This window comes from Cryobacterium gelidum (assembly GCF_004403985.1).
Taxonomy (GTDB): domain Bacteria; phylum Actinomycetota; class Actinomycetes; order Actinomycetales; family Microbacteriaceae; genus Cryobacterium; species Cryobacterium gelidum.
On sequence record NZ_SOHL01000003.1, the window covers coordinates 192,982 to 210,499 of the forward strand.

Here is a 17,518-nt window from a genome sequence, read left to right on the forward strand (position 1 = left end):
GGTTCAGTTGTCGAGGGCTACCAACACCGTGTCGCCGTGCACGTCGATCGTGACCACGAGCAGGCCGTCGGTGTCGTCGGGGCTGATGGCGTATTCGAGAATCGCGAAATGTGCCTCGTTGCCGCTGTGGTGCGGGTGGAAGCCGATGCGCTGGAGGCGCAGCGAGCGCAGGAAATCGATCTGCTGATCACCGGAATCCCAGATGATAGCGTCTTCGATCGCCTCGGGCTCCATCTCATCCAGCTGCTCGGCGATGTACTGACTCGTCACCGAGACCTCGGCCGACAGATCGGCGACGAGGGACTCGCGCACCTGGGAGTCGAGGTCCTCGATGGAACCGATCATGGCCGCGGCAATGTCGAGGGCCTCAGCGGTGACCGAGGCTTCATCGGGCGCACTGAGGTCGATTTCGACGCTCTGGTCGCCGAGCTCGGCCGACTCGGACCAATAGACCTCGCCCTCATCTTCGTCGCCGAGTATTCCGAAAAAATCGTGTTCGATGCTCATACTGTCCTCATTGTCCCTAAAGTTCTTTGATGCTCGATCAGCCGACGAGTTTCTGGGCGAACACGTGCGGGGTGAAACCGGTGAGGTCGTTGATGCCCTCCCCCTGTCCGACCAGTTTGATGGGAATACCGGTCTTCTCCTGCACGGCCAGCACGAAGCCACCGCGCGCGGAGCCGTCGAGTTTGGTCAGCACGAGGCCGGTCACCCCGGCGTGTTCAATGAACGCCTCGGCCTGGGCGAGTCCGTTCTGTCCGGTCGTCGCGTCAAGAACGAGCAGCACCTCGGCAATCGGGCCCTGCTTTTCGACGACTCGGCGAATCTTGGTGAGCTCGTCCATGAGGCCGCCCTTGGTCTGCAATCGCCCAGCGGTGTCGATGAGCACGATTTCGATGCCCTCGTTCTTCGCCTTCTCGACGGTTTGAAAGGCGACGGATGCCGGATCCTGGCCCGTCATCTGCGGCTTCACGATTTGCGCCCCCGCCCGTTCGGCCCACGTCGACAGCTGCTCGACGGCACCGGCACGGAACGTGTCAGCGGCGCCGATCACGACGCTGCGGCCGTAGGTGTGCAGAAATTTGGCGAACTTGCCGATCGTGGTCGTTTTACCGACGCCGTTGACGCCGACGACGAGCACGACGGCTGGACGCTCGGAGAGCGTCAGGGTGGAATCGAGCACCGAGAGCCGCTCTTCGATGCCCTCGCGCAGCATCCGCTGTAAATCAACCGGGTCGGTCGTGTTGTACCTGGCGACCTTCGCGTGCAGGTCTGTGATGACCGCTTCGGTCACGGTGGGGCCGAAATCGGCCTGCAGCAGGGCGTCCTCGAGGTCGTCCCAGGTGTCGGCGTCGATGGTCTTCTTCGCGAACATTCCGCGCAGCGCGCCGGAGAGGGACCAGGGGGTGCGTTCAGCCATGTTCCTAGCCTACGGGGGCTACACCGTCTTGCGCGGCGCCCGCCTAGCGCCTGCTCCGTTCCCTGCACCCTGTGTGACGCTTCGTGACAGCGTGTGACAACACGTGACCCCCTCGCTGTCCCCTCTTCGCGCGGCGCACTAGCGTGAGAAGCGTTGCTCCGGTTTGTGAACACCGAGGCGACGCCGCAAACCGAGGGAGCCGACGTGCCGAACGAAACCGAGACGGTGCACACCACTGCGGCAGGGGCCGCGAACGCACCGGTGACAGCGACGACGCTGCCCGCAGCACGACCACCGCGGCCATCCACCCGTCCGAACGGCCAGTGGAAGATCGACGGCACCGAACCGCTCAACGGCAATGAGGTCTGGAAGCAGGTCGACAACGGCCTTGCCGTGCGCGGCCGCATCGAAGAGATCTATTCCAAGCAGGGCTTCGATTCCATTGACGGCACCGACCTGCACGGCCGTTTTCGCTGGTGGGGCCTCTACACGCAGCGCAAGCCCGGCATCGACGGCGGCAAGACCGCCACCCTCGAGCCCGAAGAACTCGAAGACCGCTACTTCATGCTGCGCGTGCGCATCGACGGTGGCCAGCTCACGACCGAGCAGGCCCGCGTGATCGGTGAGGTCTCCCGCGACTTCGGCCGCGATACCGCCGACATCACCGACCGCCAGAACATTCAGCTGCACTGGATCCAGATCGAGGACATGCCAGAGATTTGGCGCCGCCTCGAAGCCGTCGGCCTTGAAACCACCCAGGCCTGCGGTGATGTGCCACGCGTGTTCCTCGGCTCCCCCGTGGCCGGTATCGCCGCCGACGAACTCATCGACCCCACCGAGTCGATCAACGAGCTCGCCCGCAAGTTTCTCGGCACCGACGAGTTCGCCAATCTGCCGCGCAAGTTCAAGACCGCTATCACCGGTCACCCCAGCCAGGACGTCGTCCACGAGATCAACGACATCGGCCTCGTCGCCGTCGAGCACCCCGAACTCGGTATCGGCTACGACCTGTGGGTCGGCGGCGCGCTCAGCACCACCCCGCGCCTGGCCGAACGCCTCGGCGCGTTCGTGGCCGAAGACAAAGTGTCCGAGGTCTGGCGCGGCGTCGCGTCCATCTTTCGGGACTACGGCTACCGCCGCCTGCGCGGCAAGGCACGCCTGAAATTCCTCCTCGCCGAATGGGGTCCCGAGAAGTTCCGTCGTATTCTCGAAGACGAATACCTCGGCTACACCCTGCCAGACGGCCCCGCCGCGCCCCGCCCGAAGACGCAGGGCGACCACATCGGAGTGCACAAGCAGAAGGACGGCCGCTTCTACATCGGCGTCGCCCCGTTCGTCGGCCGCGTCTCCGGGCAGACCCTCGTGAAGCTCGCCGACCTGCTCGAGGCCCACGGTTCGACCCGGCTGCGCACGACTCCGCACCAGAAGATCGTGGTGCTCGACGTCGCCGAGGAGCACGTGGAACCGCTCATCGCGGCCCTCGACGAGATCGGCCTGTCGGCCCGCCCGAGCCTGTTCCGCCGCTCCACCGTGGCCTGCACCGGCATCGAGTTCTGCAAGCTCGCCATCGTCGAGACCAAGCAGTCCGCAACGGATGCCATCCTCGAGCTTGAACAGCGCCTCGCCGACATCAACGCCCCACACCCCATCACCCTGCACGTGAACGGATGTCCGAACTCCTGCGCCCGTATCCAGACCGCGGACATCGGGTTGAAGGGCCAGCTGCTGCCGGACGGCAACGGCGGCTCCACCCCCGGCTTCCAGGTGCACCTCGGAGGCGGACTCGCCTCCGTCGACCGCGACGAGGCCGGTCTCGGCCGCACCGTGCGCGGCCTCAAGGTGACCGCCGAAGACCTCGCCGACTACGTCGAACGCCTCGTGCGGCGCTTTTTGGCCGCCCGCACCAACGACGAAACCTTTGCCCAGTGGGCGCACCGCGCCGACGAGGAGGACCTCAAATGAGCGCCATCAACCTGAACGCGCGCGCTCGCAGCAACAGCGCCGCGGCATCCGCTGCGCCCGCTCGTGCGTTGCCGGAGCGCCGGCCGGCCGCCGAGCTGCAAGCCCTCGCCGAGCAGGGTTCGGCCGAACTCGCTCAGGCCGCCGCAGCCGACGGGCGTGAGGCCACCGCCGCCGAGGTCATCGCCTGGGTCGCCCGAAACTTCAGCGCCGACGCCGTGGCCGTCGCCTGCTCCATGGCCGACGCGGTGCTGCCCGAGATCGTGTCGCAGCAGCTGCCCGGCATCGACGTGCTCTTTCTCGATACCGGCTATCATTTTTCCGAAACCCATGAGACTCGCGACGCCGTCGCGGCGACCTTGGCGGTCACCGTCGTCGACGTGCTGCCGCTGACGACGGTGCCGGAGCAGGACGCCGAGCATGGCGCCGAGCTGTTCGCCCGGGACTCCAATGCCTGCTGCGCGATGCGTAAGGTCGAACCCTTGCAGCGTTCACTCGGCGGCTACGAACTCTGGTTCACCGGTGTACGCCGCGACGAAGCACCCACCCGCGCCAACACGCCGCTCGTCACCTGGGACGAACGCAACGGCCTGGTCAAGGTGAACCCGGTCGCCGCCTGGAGCTACGACGAGCTCATGGACTACGCCACCCGGCACCACGTTCCCGTGAACGTGCTGCTCTCCCAGGGCTACCCCTCCATCGGCTGTGCCCCCTGCACCCAGCCCGTCGCGGCGGGTGCCGATCCCCGTTCCGGCCGCTGGGCCACCCTCGAGAAGACAGAATGCGGGCTCCACCTATGACCACTTTGCAAGTTTCAGCTGCACCGCAAACCGCCCACCGCCTGTCCGAACTCGATGTGCTCGAGAGTGAAGCGATCCACATCATCCGCGAGGTCGTCGCCGAGTTCGAACGCCCCGTACTGCTGTTCAGCGGCGGCAAGGACTCCGTCGTCGTACTGCACCTCGCCGCGAAGGCGTTCTGGCCCGGCAGGATTCCGTTCTCCCTGCTGCACGTGGACACCGGTCACAACTTTCCCGAGGTGCTCGAGTTTCGCGACAAGACCGTCGCCGCGCACGGCGTACGTCTGACCGTCGCCAAGGTCGAGGATTACATCGCCGACGGCCGCCTGGCGGAACGCGCCGATGGCACCCGCAACCCCCTGCAGACCCTCCCTCTGCTCGACGCCATCGCAGCCGGTCGGCACGACGCCGTCTTCGGCGGTGCCCGTCGCGACGAAGACAAAGCGCGTGCGAAGGAGCGCATCCTCTCGCTGCGCGACGAATTCGGGCAGTGGGACCCGCGCAACCAACGCCCCGAACTGTGGAACCTCTACAACGGCCGCCACACCGTGGGACAGCACGTGCGCGCCTTCCCGATCAGCAACTGGACCGAACTCAACGTCTGGCGTTATATCGAACGCGAGAACATCGAACTGCCCCCGCTCTACTACGCCCACGAGCGTGAGGTCTACCGCCGCGACGACATGTGGCGCGCCGTCAGCCCGGTCAGCCCGGCACGGGCCGACGAGCCCATCGAACTTCGCACCGTGCGCTACCGCACGGTGGGCGATATGAGCTGCACCGGCGCGGTCGACTCGGCAGCGGCATCCGTTGCCGATGTCGTCCGCGAGGTGGGAGTGAGCACCATCACCGAACGCGGCGCGACCCGCGCCGACGACCGCATCTCCGAGGCCGCCATGGAAGACCGCAAGAAGGAAGGATATTTCTGATGAGAAATTCACTTCGTCTGGGCGCCCTGATGCTCGGAAGTACCCTACTTTTGAGCGGATGCGTCGCCGCGGTCGGCACGCAGCCCGCCACCGACCAGGGTCCAGCCGCCGAACTTCGCCTGGGCTACTTCGACAACGTCACCCACGCCGCAGCGCTCGTCGGGCTGCAGAACGGCTACTTCGCGGATGCCCTCGGCGACACGAAACTGAGCAGCCAGATCTTCAATGCCGGCCCGGCCGCCGTTGAGGCGCTCAGCGCCGGCGCCATCGACGCCGCCTACATCGGCCCGAGTCCAGCGGTGAACACGTTCATCCAGAGCCGCGGCGAGTCGGCCGTCATCGTGGCCGGAGCTGCCAGCGGAGGTGCCGCACTCGTCGTGCGTGACGGCATCGACAACGCGGCCGACCTGGCCGGCACCATCCTCGCCACCCCGCAGCTCGGTAATACCCAGGATGTCGCCCTGCGGTCCTGGCTCGATGATGAGGGCTACACGACCAGTACGACCGGCGGCGGCGAGGTCAATGTCTCCCCGACAGAGAACGCGCAGACCCTGACCCTGTTCCAGAGTGGCAAGATCGACGGCGCCTGGCTGCCCGAACCGTGGGTGTCCCGACTCGTGCTCGAAGCCGGAGGCCACGTTCTCGTGAACGAAGCCGACCTGTGGGAGAACGGCGACTTTCCCACGACCGTGCTGCTCGTGCGCAAGGGCTTTCTCGAGGAGCACCCCGACACCGTGAGTGCCCTGCTCGAAGGGCACGTCACCGCGGTCGACTGGCTCACCCAGCACCCGGCCGACGCAGCGACCGTCATCAACGCGAAACTCACGGCCGACACCGGCAAGGCTCTGGCCGACGACGTGCTGGCCCGCGCCCTGACCGAAGTGAAATTCAATGTCGACCCGTTGGCGTCGACCTTTCCGATCTCGCTCGCCGAGGCGGTCAAGGCCGGCATCGGCAAGGACGGCGACCTGAACGGTCTGTTCAACGTGGCACTGCTGAACGCCGTACTGGCCAAGCACGCCGAAGAACCGGTCTCGGCCGGCGGATTGGGAACGGAATAAACGCATGACACTCACCATTGAGACTCAGATTCTTGCCAGCGAAGCCGCTGTCGCCGCTCCAGAAGGCACCCTGTTTCGCTTCGCGACGGCCGGCTCGGTCGACGACGGCAAGTCCACCCTCGTTGGCCGGCTGCTGCACGACTCGAAGGCCATCCTCGCCGACCAGCTCGAAGCGGTCACCCGCACCTCCACCGAACGCGGCTTCGGCGGCGAGAGCGGCGGAATCGACTTCGCCCTGCTGACCGACGGCCTGCGCGCGGAACGCGAACAGGGCATCACCATCGACGTGGCCTACCGCTACTTCGCGACGCCCGCCCGCTCGTTCATTCTGGCGGACTGCCCCGGCCACGTACAGTACACACGCAACATGGTCACCGGCGCCACCACAGCGGATGCCGTCATCATGCTCATCGACGCCCGCAAGGGGGTGCTCGAGCAGACCCGCCGGCACCTCAGTGTCGTCGCCCTGCTGCGCGTGCCGCACGTGATCGTCGCGGTCAACAAGATCGACCTGCTGGATTACGACGAGGCCGCCTATCGTGAGGTGGAGGCCAGCGTTCGACTGGTCACCGCCGAACTGGGCATCGCTGAAGTGCTGGTCATTCCCGTGTCGGCGCTCGTCGGCGACAACGTCGTCGACCGCTCCGAGCGCACCCCCTGGTACAACGGGCCGAGCCTGCTCGAACTGCTCGAAACGCTCACCGTGATCGACGATCTCGACGAGCGTGGCCAGGCCACCGAGGCGTTTCGCCTGCCCGTTCAGCTCGTGCTGCGCCCGCAGGGCGCGGTCGTCGTGGCCCCCGAGCTCAGCGACTCCTACCGCGACTATCGGGCTTACGCCGGGCAGGTCGCGAGCGGCAGCATCAAGGTCGGCGACACCGTGAGCGTCGAGCCCGGCGGCGGCACCAGCACGGTCACCGGCATCGACTTCGCCGGCGTCGCTCTCGACGAGGCCTTCGCGCCACAGTCGATCGCGCTGCGCCTGGCCGACGACCTCGATGTGGCCCGCGGCGCGGTGATCGCCGCCGTCGACACCCTGCCGCCGATCACCCGCACCCTCGAAGCCGACCTGTTCTGGCTCGACCCGCGCCCGCTCGCCCCTGGCGCCCGTGTGCTGGTGAAGTTCGGCACGACGGTCATGCAGGCCCTGATCAGCGAGGTCACCGGCCGGCTCGACCTGACGACACTGGCTGTTGAACCGGCCAGGACTCTCGCCGTGAACGATATCGGGCAGGCGAGCATCCGCTTGTCACGCGATCTGCCGGTCGAGCGCTACTCTCAGAATCGCCGCTCCGGTGCGTTCCTCGTGATCCACCCGCAGGACGGCGCAACCCTCGCCGCCGGCATCGTCACCGCCCCCGGTGAACCCACCCGCGGCGGCGACGGCTCGGGCGCCGGGTCGGAAGTGTCACCGTGACTTCCCTCACCAACGTGTCCGCTGCCACAATCCCGGCCGCCGCTGCGCTCGAGCCGGCCGCGATCACGATCGATGCCCTTGGCAAGCGCTACGGCACCGGCCCGCTCGTGCTCGACGACATCAACCTGACGATCGAGGCCGGCCAGTTCGTCTGCCTGCTCGGGGCAAGCGGATGCGGCAAGTCCACGCTGCTGAACATCATCGCCGGACTGGAGAAGCCGACCGAGGGCGCCGTCACCGTGGCGAGCGGCAAGGCCGCCGTCATGTTCCAGGACGCTGCCCTGTTTCCGTGGCTGACCGCCGGTCGCAATGTGGAGCTCGCCCTCAAGCTGCGCGGGGTGCCCCGCGGGGAACGTCGCAGCGAAGCCCTCGAGCTGCTCGACCTGGTCAATCTGGCCGATGCCGCCGACAAACGCCCGCACGAGCTCTCCGGCGGGATGCGCCAACGCGTCGCCCTCGCCCGCTCGCTCGCGCAGGACCGCAAGGTGCTGCTCATGGACGAACCGTTCGCCGCCCTCGACGCGATCACCCGTGACCTGCTGCACGAGGAATTGGAACGGGTCTGGCGTCAGACCGGTCGCACCATCGTCTTCGTCACCCACAACGTGCGGGAAGCGGCCCGGCTGGGCGAACGCATCCTCCTGATGTCGTCACGCCCCGGCCGCATCGTCAACGAGTGGACCATCGCCGACACCGGCTCACGCCGCATCGAATCCCCCGAAGTCGCCCGCCTGGGCGACGAGATCACCGACCAGCTGCGAGAGGAGATCCGCCAAAATGCCGCTTGATCCGCAGGCTGCCACCGCCAGGGTTCACGACGCCGGCCACGACGAACTCCGGCGCCTCGAAGCCGGCCTGGATTCGCTGCAGGCCGTTCCCGAAACGCCCCGCGGCGCCTTCCGCCGCACCCTCGACGGTGTGGTGCCGCCGATTCTGCTGCTTGTGGCCCTCGTCGCGGCCTGGCAGGTCTACATTGTGATCGCCAAACCCCGCCCCGACCTGATTCCCGGTCCCCTCGACGTGTTCGGCGCGTTGGCCAGTGCGTGGAACAGCGACCGCCTGCAGCTCGCTGTCACGACGAGTCTCGAACGAGGCGGGCTCGGCTTTCTTCTCGCCGTCGCCATCGGCACTCCGATCGGGTTGTTGCTTGCCGAGTGCCGCCCGGTGCGACGCGCCGTCGGCCCGCTGCTGTCTGGATTGCAGGTGCTCCCCTCGGTCGCCTGGGTGCCCGCCGCGATCATCTGGTTCGGCCTCACCGACGCCACCGTCTACTTCGTCATCCTGATGGGCGCCGTACCCTCGATCGCCAACGGGCTCGTCTCGGGGGTCGATCAGATTCCGCCGCAGCTGCGCCGCGTCGGCACGGTACTCGGCGCCTCACGCTTCGAGATGGCTACCCTGGTCGTACTGCCGGCCGCTCTGCCGGGCTATTTCTCCGGCCTCAAGCAGGGCTGGGCCTTCGCCTGGCGTTCCCTGATGGCGGCCGAGATCATCACCCAGGGCGGGACGATCGGTTTCGGCCTCGGTTCGATGCTCGACCAGAGCCGTGTTCTCGCCGACCTGTCCGGCGTGCTCGCCACGATCCTGGTGATCCTGTTCGTCGGCATCCTGGTCGAGCTCGTCGTCTTCGCTCCGATCGAACGTCGCCTGCTGCGCCGTCGCGGGCTGATGGCCGCCGGCCTGCGCTGACCGCGCGCATCCACTCTTCTTCTTTCGTGAAAGCTTGCGCTGTTGAAAGGCACAATATGACCCCCGCTCCCTCTGCCCTGCGTGTCGCCATCATCGGCGCCGGCCCGGCCGGCATCTACGCTGGTAATATTCTGAACCGGCTCGTGGTCGAGGCCGGCCACACCGTGGCCATCGACCTGTTCGATGCGTTGCCCGCACCATACGGGCTGATTCGCTACGGCGTCGCCCCCGACCACCCGCGTATCAAGGGCATCGTCAAATCGTTGCAGGAGATGCTCGACGCCGACACGATCCGCTTCATCGGCAACGTGACGTATGGCACCGACCTGAGCCTCACCGATCTGCGCGAGCATTACCACGCGGTCATTTTCGCGACCGGCGCCATTCTCGACGCCCCCCTCGTCATTCCCGGCATCGACCTGCCCGGGTCGTTCGGCGCCGCCGACTTCGTCTCCTGGTATGACGGCCACCCCGACGTCCCCCTGGAATGGCCGCTCGACGCAACCGACGTGGCGGTCATCGGCAATGGCAACGTCGCCCTCGACGTGGCCCGCATTCTCGCCAAGCACGCCGACGACCTGCTCACCACCGACATTCCCGCCTCGGTCTACGCCGGCCTCGCCGGATCTCCGGTCACCGACGTGCACGTATTCGGTCGTCGCGGGCCCTCGCAGGTGAAATTCACCCCGATCGAGCTCCGGGAACTCGCCGACATTCCCGATGTCGACCTCGTGGTCTATGCCGAGGATTTCACACCCGATTCGCACAGTGAACAGCTCGTCGCCAGCAACAACCAGGTCAAGATCATGACCCGCACGCTGAACGGCTGGCTCACCAAGGCTCCACTCGGCGCCTCGCGTCGCCTGCACCTGCACTTTCTGCACGCACCGGTCGAGGTGTACGGAGACGGTCGGGTGGAAGGCATCCGTTTTGAACGCACCGAACACACCGGAGACGGCGGCGTGCGGGCGACCGGGCAGGTCGTCGACTACCCGGTACAGGCCGTCTATCGCGCGATCGGCTACCGGGGCAGCGCGCTCATCGAGGTGCCGTTCGACGCCGTGCGCGGTGTCATTCCCAACGACGGCGGGCGGGTGCTCGACGCGGCCGGCGACGCGATCGCGGGACTGTACGCCACCGGGTGGATCAAGCGCGGCCCGGTCGGCCTCATCGGGCACACCAAGGGCGACGCCCTCGAGACCGTGACCCGGCTTGTGGCCGACCTGCCGGTGCTGTTCGCCGGGGGGGCGGGCACGGCGAATGCAATCCTGGCACTGCTCGAGGAACGCGGGGTGGAGTTCACGACCTGGGCCGGCTGGCAGGCTCTCGATGCCCACGAACTGATGCTCGGCAGCCTTGACGAGGTCACTCCGGGTCGCGAACGGGTGAAGGTCGTCTCCCGCGCGGAACAGGTTTCGATCTCTCGCACGGAAGCGTTGCTGACCCTGTGACCTATGTGATCGCTCTTCCGTGCGTTGATGTGAAAGATCGTGCCTGCATCGACGAATGCCCGGTGGACTGCATTTATGAGGGTGAACGCTCCCTCTATATCCATCCGGACGAGTGCGTCGACTGCGGAGCCTGCGAACCGGTCTGCCCGGTCGAGGCCATCTACTACGAAGACGACCTGCCCGAGCAGTGGGCCGACTATTACAAGGCCAACGTCGAATTCTTCGACGACATCGGCTCCCCGGGCGGAGCCGCCAAGGTCGGCGTGCTCGCCAAGGACCACCCCGTCATCTCCGCGCTGGCGCCGCAGGTCACCGAGCCAGCCTGACTCGAAAGGGGCTGCGGGGCGCCGCCGGATGCACGGCCATATTCTGGTATCGCAGCCGCCCGCGATCGAGTCGTGTCAGAAGCTGGCGGGCCAGGCACCCAGACGCCGGACGGTTAGCTCGCGGTAGCGGGCTCCCGCTGGCCAGCGCGCGTCGCAACGCGCTGGCCGATCACGGCTGAAACACCGTCGTGCCGCATGCTGACGCCGTAGAGGGCATCCGCTATCTCCATGGTGCGCTTCTGGTGGGTGATGACGATGAGCTGGCTGGTCTCGCGCAGGTCTTCAAAGATGGTCAACAGTCGGCCGAGATTGGCGTCATCGAGGGCCGCTTCCACCTCGTCCATGATGTAAAACGGGCTCGGGCGAGCCTTGAAGATGGCGATCAGCAGCGCGACGGCGGCGAGCGAGCGTTCCCCACCGGAGAGCAACGAGAGACGTTCGATCTTCTTGCCGGCCGGTTTCACCGATACCTCGATGCCGGTCGCGAGCAGGTCGTCGGGGTCGGTGAGCCAGATGCTGCCACTTCCGCCGGGAAACAGCACCGGGAACACCTCGGCGAAAGCTGCCCGGGTGTCGTCGAACGCGTTCGAGAAGATGGTCTGCATCTTCTCGTCGATGTCGGCGATGATGGTGAGCAGGTCGCTGCGGGTCTCGGTGAGGTCGGTGAGCTGTTCGGTGAGAAACCGGTGACGCTGCTCGAGCGCCGCGAATTCTTCGAGTGCGAGGGGGTTGACCCGGCCGAGCTGGCCGAGCTTGCGTTCGGCGACCACAAACCGTTTCTGCTGTTCGGCCCGATCGAAACGGACGCGATCGGGCGTAATCAGCTGATCGGGCCCATATTCGCCGACGAGTACGTCTTCGGTCAGTCCCAATTCGCTGCCGGCCCGTTCGAGTAGGGCCGAGAGGTGCAGCTTCTTCTCATAGATCTCAAGCTCGAGGACGTGCACGTTCTCTGTGATCGAGGCGAGACGCTCACGCAGCGTGTTCTCATCACGACGCAACTGCTGCAGCTCGGTGTTTTGGCTCGTTCGTTCCGCTTCGGCGCTGGCGAGACGAAGCCGCGCCTCGGCGACCGAGCGGTCGACCGCGGCGAGCACGGCCGGAAGCGCCTCGGCGACGCGGGAGGCGGAATCTACCTGTCGGCGGCGAATGACGGCCCGACGAGCCGCCGCGGCGGCGACCGTTCGGTCAGCTTCGAGCTGCTGCGTCATGGTCACCACGTGCAGTTCGCCCGCGCGCACGCGTTCACGGGCGGTTTCCACCTGCAGCCTGGTCTCGACCTCGGTCTCGCGGGCCGCCTCGAGTTCGGTGTCGAGCGCGTCGCGCGCGGTGGCGTCGAGGATGGGTCGTGGCTGCGACCGGGCGGCCACGAGAGCGGCACCGGCTTGGGCTGCGATGGCCCCGGCTTCGGCGACAGCGCTGCTCGCCAGCTGCAGCGCGGCCGAGACCCGGTCGACGTCGGCGTCGGCGGCAGCCGCCTGTACCAGAAGGCGTCCGCGACGTTCGGTGTGCGCGGCGAGTTGGGTGTCGAAGGCGCGCAGTGCGGCGCGCGCGCTGACCGACTGCTCTTTGTACGCCTGCAGCAGTGTGCGCTGTTCGGTGAAATCGGCGCGTACGCGCTCGATCAGCGAGGTGACGGCCGCAAGCTTCTCGGTGGCGGTGTCGCGTTCGGCGACGAGTTCGAGCTTGCTCTGCCGCGCGCCGGATCCTCCGCGCACAACCCAGGGGCTCAGTACCTCACCGGTGAGCGTGATGACGGTGAGGCCGTCGGGTAGTTCTGTGGCGCGGGCCACGGTGAGGTCGTCGGCGATAACGGTCTGGGCGAGCAGTCCGTGCACCCCGGCCGGGCCGTCGACGACCGACGTCGCCCAGCGGATACCCGGCCGCGCACCCAGATCATTGGTCGGTGCGGCGGTCACTTTGCCGTCGGCCAGGACCAGTTCTACGCGCCCGAAGTCGTCATGCTCGGCCTGCACGATCGCAGCGAGGGCGGCGGAGCGACTCTCGGCGAGCACGGCGTCGGCGAGGGAGCCGAGCGCGGCGGCGATCGCCGCTTCGAAACCGGGCTGCACCCGCACATGGTCGGCGACCAGGCCGCGAATACCTGCCGGCTGCGCGTCGAGCAGGGCGGATGAGCCGTCTTTCTGGTCGAGCGCGAGGGAAAACGCGCCCTGCCGGGCCGCTTGGGTGTCGCGGTCCCGCTCGTGCCGGTGCAACTCATCGCGCAGGCGTTCCACCGCGGCCTCAACGCGGTGCGCCGCGGCCTGCGCCAGTGCGAAAGCTGCGGACAGGTCGACCGAATCGGGTGCACCAGCCGGCGCTATGGTCTGCAGCTGGTCGAGTTGCTCCCGCGCGTTCTCGCTGCGGTCGGTCGCCGCGTCGAGGGCATTCTGCTGCCGCAATTGTTCGCCGCGCACGGCCGCGAGCCGCGACGCGGCCGTCTCGGATTGGCCGGTCAAGTGGGAAATTTCGAGGTCGTGCCTGGAAATGAGCGCGGCCTGCGCCGAAATGTCTTCGTCGACCGCGACGAGTCGCGACCGGGCGGCCGCGCTCTGCGCGCGGGCGCTGTTCCAGGCGATGCCGGCCACCCCGATGCTCGCGCGCAACTGCTCGACCTCGGCCGCGGCCTCCTTCAGCAGGGTGGGCGTGACACTCGATACGAGACCGGTCGCCTCGACCTGCGAACCCAGCAGGGCCAGCCGCTGGTTGGCGAGGGTGAACAGGCCGCGCAGGCGTTCCTGCACCGATTCAAGGCCATAACCGGTGCGGCGGGCCAGATCGACGGCATCGTCGACCTGAGCGAGCTCGAGCCGCCGCAAACGCCCCTGTTTCTGCGAGAACTGCTCCTGCAGCACGACCCGTTCGGTATGCCGTTCGCTCTCGGTGCGATTGTGCACGTCGAGCGCAAGCTTCAGCGTGACCACGTCGTCGGCGAGCAAACGGGCGCGGGCGTCCCGCACGACGGCGGCGATGGTCTGCGCTTCCCTGGCGATGTCGGCCTGGTGACCGAGGGGCTTGAGCTGGCGGCGAATCTCCCCCGCGAGATCGCTCAGCCGGGTGAGGTTGATCTGCATGGCATCGAGCTTGCGCAGGGTTTTTTCTTTGCGGCGCCGATGTTTGAGAATGCCGGCTGCTTCTTCAATGAAGCCGCGGCGTTCCTCCGGGCTGGCGCGCAGTACCGCATCGAGCTGTCCCTGCCCGACGATGACGTGCATCTCGCGGCCGAGACCGGAGTCACTGAGTAGTTCCTGCACGTCGAGCAGCCGGCAGGTCCGCCCGTTGATAGCGTATTCACTCGCGCCGTTGCGAAACAGGGTGCGCGAGATGGTGACTTCGGAGTACTCGATCGGCAGCGCGCCATCGGAGTTATCGATGGTGAGAATGACCTCGGCCCGGCCGAGCGGGCCGCGGGTCGACGTGCCAGCGAAGATGACGTCGTCCATTTTGCCGCCGCGCAGCGTTTTCACGCCCTGCTCGCCCATCACCCAGGCCAAGGCATCGACCACATTGGACTTACCCGACCCGTTTGGACCGACGACGCAGGTGACTCCGGGTTCGAACGCGAACGTCGTCGGCTGCGCGAACGATTTGAACCCCTTGAGGGTGAGGCTCTTCAGATACAACGGGCACCCTTTCGATCGGCCTGCCACGAGGACGAAGCCCGGGCTAAGCCAACGGTACCGCGCCCCACCGACAGGAGCCGGGACATCCGCTTCTCACGAAGTGTGGCGCACACAGCAGCGATCATCGCCGAGCGTTGGACCGATTTCGGACTGATTGTGGCGCCGCAGACGGCAGCGTTCGCCGGGCCGCACCACACCTACCTTCAGTGCAGCGCAACAACAGCAGCGCAACGACAGCAGCGTGACGACAGCAGTGTGACGACAGCAGTGTGACGCCGCAGCCCGCTGAGGCCGCCGGTAGAAAGGCGCGGCGGCGTCCCCATCGGATCCGGCGGGCCGTCCAGGTCCTCGAATGTAGGAACCGTCAGCGGAGGCGCTGGCAGCGTGGGCAGAAGTGCGAGCCGCGGTTCATGAATTGCTCGCGCACGATCAGGGTGCCGCAGCGCGAGCACGGCGTGCCCTGCCGGCCGTAGGCCTCCAGACTGTGCGCAAAATAGCCGGATTGGCCGTTCACATTCACGTACTGGGCATCGAAGCTCGTGCCCCCCTCGGCGAGAGCGCGGTGCAGAATGGTGCGTACGGCCGCGAGCAATGCCACAGCTTTCACTGGCGACAGCGACGCGGCGGGCTGCTCATAGTGGATGCGCGCGGCGAACAGGGCTTCGTCCGCGTAGATATTGCCGATGCCGCTGATCAGGTTCTGGTCGAGCAGTGCCCGCTTGATCCCGGTGTTCTTACGCGCAAGGGCGGCGAAGAAAAGGTTCGAAGAAAACGACGGGTCAATCGGGTCGCGGGCAATGTGCGCCACTTGCGACGGAATACGGTGCTGCCAGGCGGCATCCGCTTCGACCGTTCCCGAATAGCCGGCCGGCAGTCCGTCGCTGGTCGGGCTCATGGCGTCGACGGCCATGCTGCCGAAGATGCGCTGGTCAACGAAATTGACCCACAGTTCGCCGTGGCTTGGGTGCTCGAGCGTCAAGCGGATACGCAACAAGCGATCCAACGCAGCTCCCGGTGTGCGCAGCAGCACCTGGCCGCTCATGCCGAGGTGGATCACCAGTGCCCGCCCGCTGTCGAGGGGAAGCCACAGAAACTTACCGCGACGCACGGCGGCGAGAATGCGGCGCCCGCGCAGCTGGTCAGCGAACAACCCGGATGCCGGCACGTGCCGGCGCAGGGAGCGTTCGTCGAAGATTTCGACGCCGGTGACCCGGGCATCGGTGACAGCCGGCTGCAAACCGGCGCGCACGACCTCGACTTCGGGTAGTTCTGGCATGACCGCGAGGTTAGAGCGCGTTGAGCCGGTCGATGGCGTCGCGGGCCGCGGCCATCTCGGCGAACTTCTTGCTCGGGCCAACGCCCTGGGCGGTCACTGCCGAGCCGACGGTGACGGTCGCGACGAACTCCTTGGAGTGATCGGGGCCGCTGGCTTCGATCGTGTAGACGGGGATGCCGACGCCCACACTCGCGGCGAGCTCCTGCAGGCTCGTTTTCGGGTCCATCGACACACCGAAGTGGCCTGGTTCGGCCAGAAGTGGCTGGATCAGGCGCAGCACGAACGCCGTGGCAACGTCCCCGCCGGCATCGAGATAGGTCGCGCCGATGAGCGCTTCCACGGTGTCGGCCAGGATGGACGCCTTGTCACGCCCCCCGGTCAGGATTTCACCACGACCGAGGCGAATGTGCTCACCCAGGCCCAGACCGCGGGCGATCTGGGCGAGCGCGGCCGTCGACACCAGACTGGCCCGACGCTTGGCGAGGTGGCCCTCGTCGAGGGCAGGGTAGGTGCGATACAGCATCACCGTGACGGCCTGGCCCAGAATCGAGTCACCGAGGAATTCCAGGCGCTCATTGGTGGGAATGCCACCGTTTTCGTACGCAAAAGACCGGTGGGTCAGAGCAAGCTCCAAAATCACCGGTTCAATCTGCACACCGAGGGTCGCCAGCAGTGGCGACCGCTCGGTGTTCACACTTTTCATCGACACATTTTCATCAATACAGCTTCATCGGCCCAGTTCCGGCCGATCGAGAAGAGGTGTGTTAGATGTCGGCGACTTTACGGCCCTTGTATTCCATGAACATCGGGGTGCCGGTGGAGTCGGTGACAACCTTGGCGCGGTGCGGCAGGCTGTAGACGACCTTGCCGCCCTCCATGGTCTTCACGAGGGTGGGAGGCGTGGCCTTCCACTGCGCGCGACGCGAGTGGGTGTTGGAACGCGACATCTTGCGCTTCGGAACTGCCATGACTACTTCTCTTCTCTGCTGTCTGAAACATGGGTGTGGACACCCATGTCTTTGTCTGTGGAAGCCGTGAACCCCGCAAGCGCTGACCACCGGGGATCGGGCGCATCGTCGGAAACGAGTTCCGGTAGTTCGGCAAGCGGCTGCCCGGTCTCACTGTCAAGACCAGGGCAATCCCGCCGACATACTGGCTGGAACGGAAGTGATAACACTACCGCGTCCCGGATCAAAGATTCCAAATCGACATGGTCGTCCAAAATCTCAAACTCGAAGGCTTCCTCCTGAGGATAACCGAAAAGCTCGGCAAACTGAACTCGAACAGGCAGGTCGATGTCTTTGAGGCACCGACCACACTCGCCGAGAGCTCGCGCATACACCTCGATACTCACCAGGATTCCCTCGTGCATCGCCTCGAGGCGCAGCTCGGTCGACAGGGTCGACCCGGCTTTCACGGCCACGAGGCCAGCGCCGAGGTCGTCGGGCACCACAATGTCGAGGTGGCGTTCCTGCATGGTGCCCGGCCGGTTGATGAGGTCACGCACGTCGAGCGTGTACGGCGTCTTCTTGAACTTAGTCACGGTCATGAATTGTACGCGCTGCGC

General features: G+C 66.5%; 16 protein-coding genes. 9 read left to right on the forward strand and 7 right to left on the reverse strand.

Annotated elements, in window-relative coordinates; translation table 11 throughout:
* Positions 1-3: 3 nt before the first annotated feature.
* On the reverse strand, positions 4-507 hold the full coding sequence (locus E3T50_RS01095; protein ID WP_134464821.1) for a DUF2004 domain-containing protein: 504 nt from the start codon (positions 505-507) through the stop codon (positions 4-6).
* A 37-nt stretch (positions 508-544) separates the two neighbouring features.
* Positions 545-1,420: a signal recognition particle-docking protein FtsY gene (gene ftsY / locus E3T50_RS01100; protein WP_134550183.1), complete on the reverse strand. Its 876-nt coding sequence runs from the start codon at positions 1,418-1,420 to the stop codon at positions 545-547.
* Positions 1,421-1,645: 225 nt separating this feature from the next.
* On the opposite strand from ftsY, the gene E3T50_RS01105 reads away from it, so the two are divergent.
* The 9 genes from E3T50_RS01105 to fdxA all read left to right on the forward strand — a co-directional run bounded on the left by E3T50_RS01105 (position 1,646) and on the right by fdxA (position 11,052).
* The gene (locus E3T50_RS01105) at positions 1,646-3,382 is read left to right on the forward strand and encodes a nitrite/sulfite reductase (RefSeq protein WP_134550458.1); all 1,737 of its coding nucleotides are present in this window, start codon (positions 1,646-1,648) and stop codon (positions 3,380-3,382) included.
* Positions 3,379-4,179: a phosphoadenylyl-sulfate reductase gene (locus E3T50_RS01110; protein WP_134550184.1), complete on the forward strand. Its 801-nt coding sequence runs from the start codon at positions 3,379-3,381 to the stop codon at positions 4,177-4,179. Before E3T50_RS01105 ends, E3T50_RS01110 begins: the two co-directional genes overlap by 4 nt.
* Complete coding sequence (cysD, locus tag E3T50_RS01115) at positions 4,176-5,108, forward strand: sulfate adenylyltransferase subunit CysD (RefSeq protein ID WP_134550185.1); 933 nt, start codon at positions 4,176-4,178, stop codon at positions 5,106-5,108. Before E3T50_RS01110 ends, cysD begins: the two co-directional genes overlap by 4 nt.
* Positions 5,108-6,169 carry an ABC transporter substrate-binding protein gene (locus tag E3T50_RS01120; protein ID WP_134550186.1) on the forward strand — a complete coding sequence of 354 codons (1,062 nt, stop codon included), beginning with the start codon at positions 5,108-5,110 and terminating at the stop codon, positions 6,167-6,169. The genes cysD and E3T50_RS01120 overlap by 1 nt, the downstream gene beginning before the upstream one ends.
* A 4-nt stretch (positions 6,170-6,173) precedes the next feature.
* Positions 6,174-7,586, forward strand: a complete 1,413-nt coding sequence (locus E3T50_RS01125; RefSeq protein WP_134550187.1) for a sulfate adenylyltransferase subunit 1 — start codon at positions 6,174-6,176, stop codon at positions 7,584-7,586.
* 62 nt (positions 7,587-7,648) lie between these two features.
* A complete protein-coding gene (locus E3T50_RS01130) occupies positions 7,649-8,374 on the forward strand; it encodes an ABC transporter ATP-binding protein (RefSeq protein WP_134464912.1) in 726 nt (241 codons plus the stop codon).
* Complete coding sequence (locus tag E3T50_RS01135) at positions 8,364-9,275, forward strand: ABC transporter permease (RefSeq protein ID WP_134550188.1); 912 nt, start codon at positions 8,364-8,366, stop codon at positions 9,273-9,275. The genes E3T50_RS01130 and E3T50_RS01135 overlap by 11 nt, the downstream gene beginning before the upstream one ends.
* A 56-nt stretch (positions 9,276-9,331) precedes the next feature.
* Entirely contained in the window at positions 9,332-10,726 is a 1,395-nt protein-coding gene (locus E3T50_RS01140) for an FAD-dependent oxidoreductase (protein ID WP_134550189.1), read from the forward strand.
* Positions 10,723-11,052, forward strand: coding sequence for a ferredoxin (fdxA, locus tag E3T50_RS01145; RefSeq protein WP_134550190.1), 330 nt, complete (start codon positions 10,723-10,725; stop codon positions 11,050-11,052). Before E3T50_RS01140 ends, fdxA begins: the two co-directional genes overlap by 4 nt.
* Before the next feature lie 113 nt (positions 11,053-11,165).
* On the opposite strand, the gene smc is transcribed toward fdxA, so the two are convergent.
* The 5 genes from smc to E3T50_RS01170 form a co-directional block, all read right to left on the reverse strand.
* Complete coding sequence (gene smc / locus E3T50_RS01150) at positions 11,166-14,675, reverse strand: chromosome segregation protein SMC (protein ID WP_134550191.1); 3,510 nt, start codon at positions 14,673-14,675, stop codon at positions 11,166-11,168.
* Between the two features lie 364 nt (positions 14,676-15,039).
* Positions 15,040-15,951: a bifunctional DNA-formamidopyrimidine glycosylase/DNA-(apurinic or apyrimidinic site) lyase gene (gene mutM, locus E3T50_RS01155; RefSeq protein WP_134550192.1), complete on the reverse strand. Its 912-nt coding sequence runs from the start codon at positions 15,949-15,951 to the stop codon at positions 15,040-15,042.
* 10 nt (positions 15,952-15,961) lie between these two features.
* Positions 15,962-16,654 (reverse strand): ribonuclease III, encoded by a 693-nt coding sequence (rnc, locus tag E3T50_RS01160; protein WP_134550193.1) that lies wholly within the window; start codon positions 16,652-16,654, stop codon positions 15,962-15,964.
* A 61-nt stretch (positions 16,655-16,715) separates the two neighbouring features.
* The gene (rpmF, locus tag E3T50_RS01165) at positions 16,716-16,919 is read right to left on the reverse strand and encodes a 50S ribosomal protein L32 (RefSeq protein ID WP_105036395.1); all 204 of its coding nucleotides are present in this window, start codon (positions 16,917-16,919) and stop codon (positions 16,716-16,718) included.
* Positions 16,920-16,921: 2 nt separating this feature from the next.
* Positions 16,922-17,494 (reverse strand): YceD family protein, encoded by a 573-nt coding sequence (locus E3T50_RS01170; RefSeq protein WP_370289396.1) that lies wholly within the window; start codon positions 17,492-17,494, stop codon positions 16,922-16,924.
* Between the last annotated feature and the right edge of the window lie 24 nt (positions 17,495-17,518).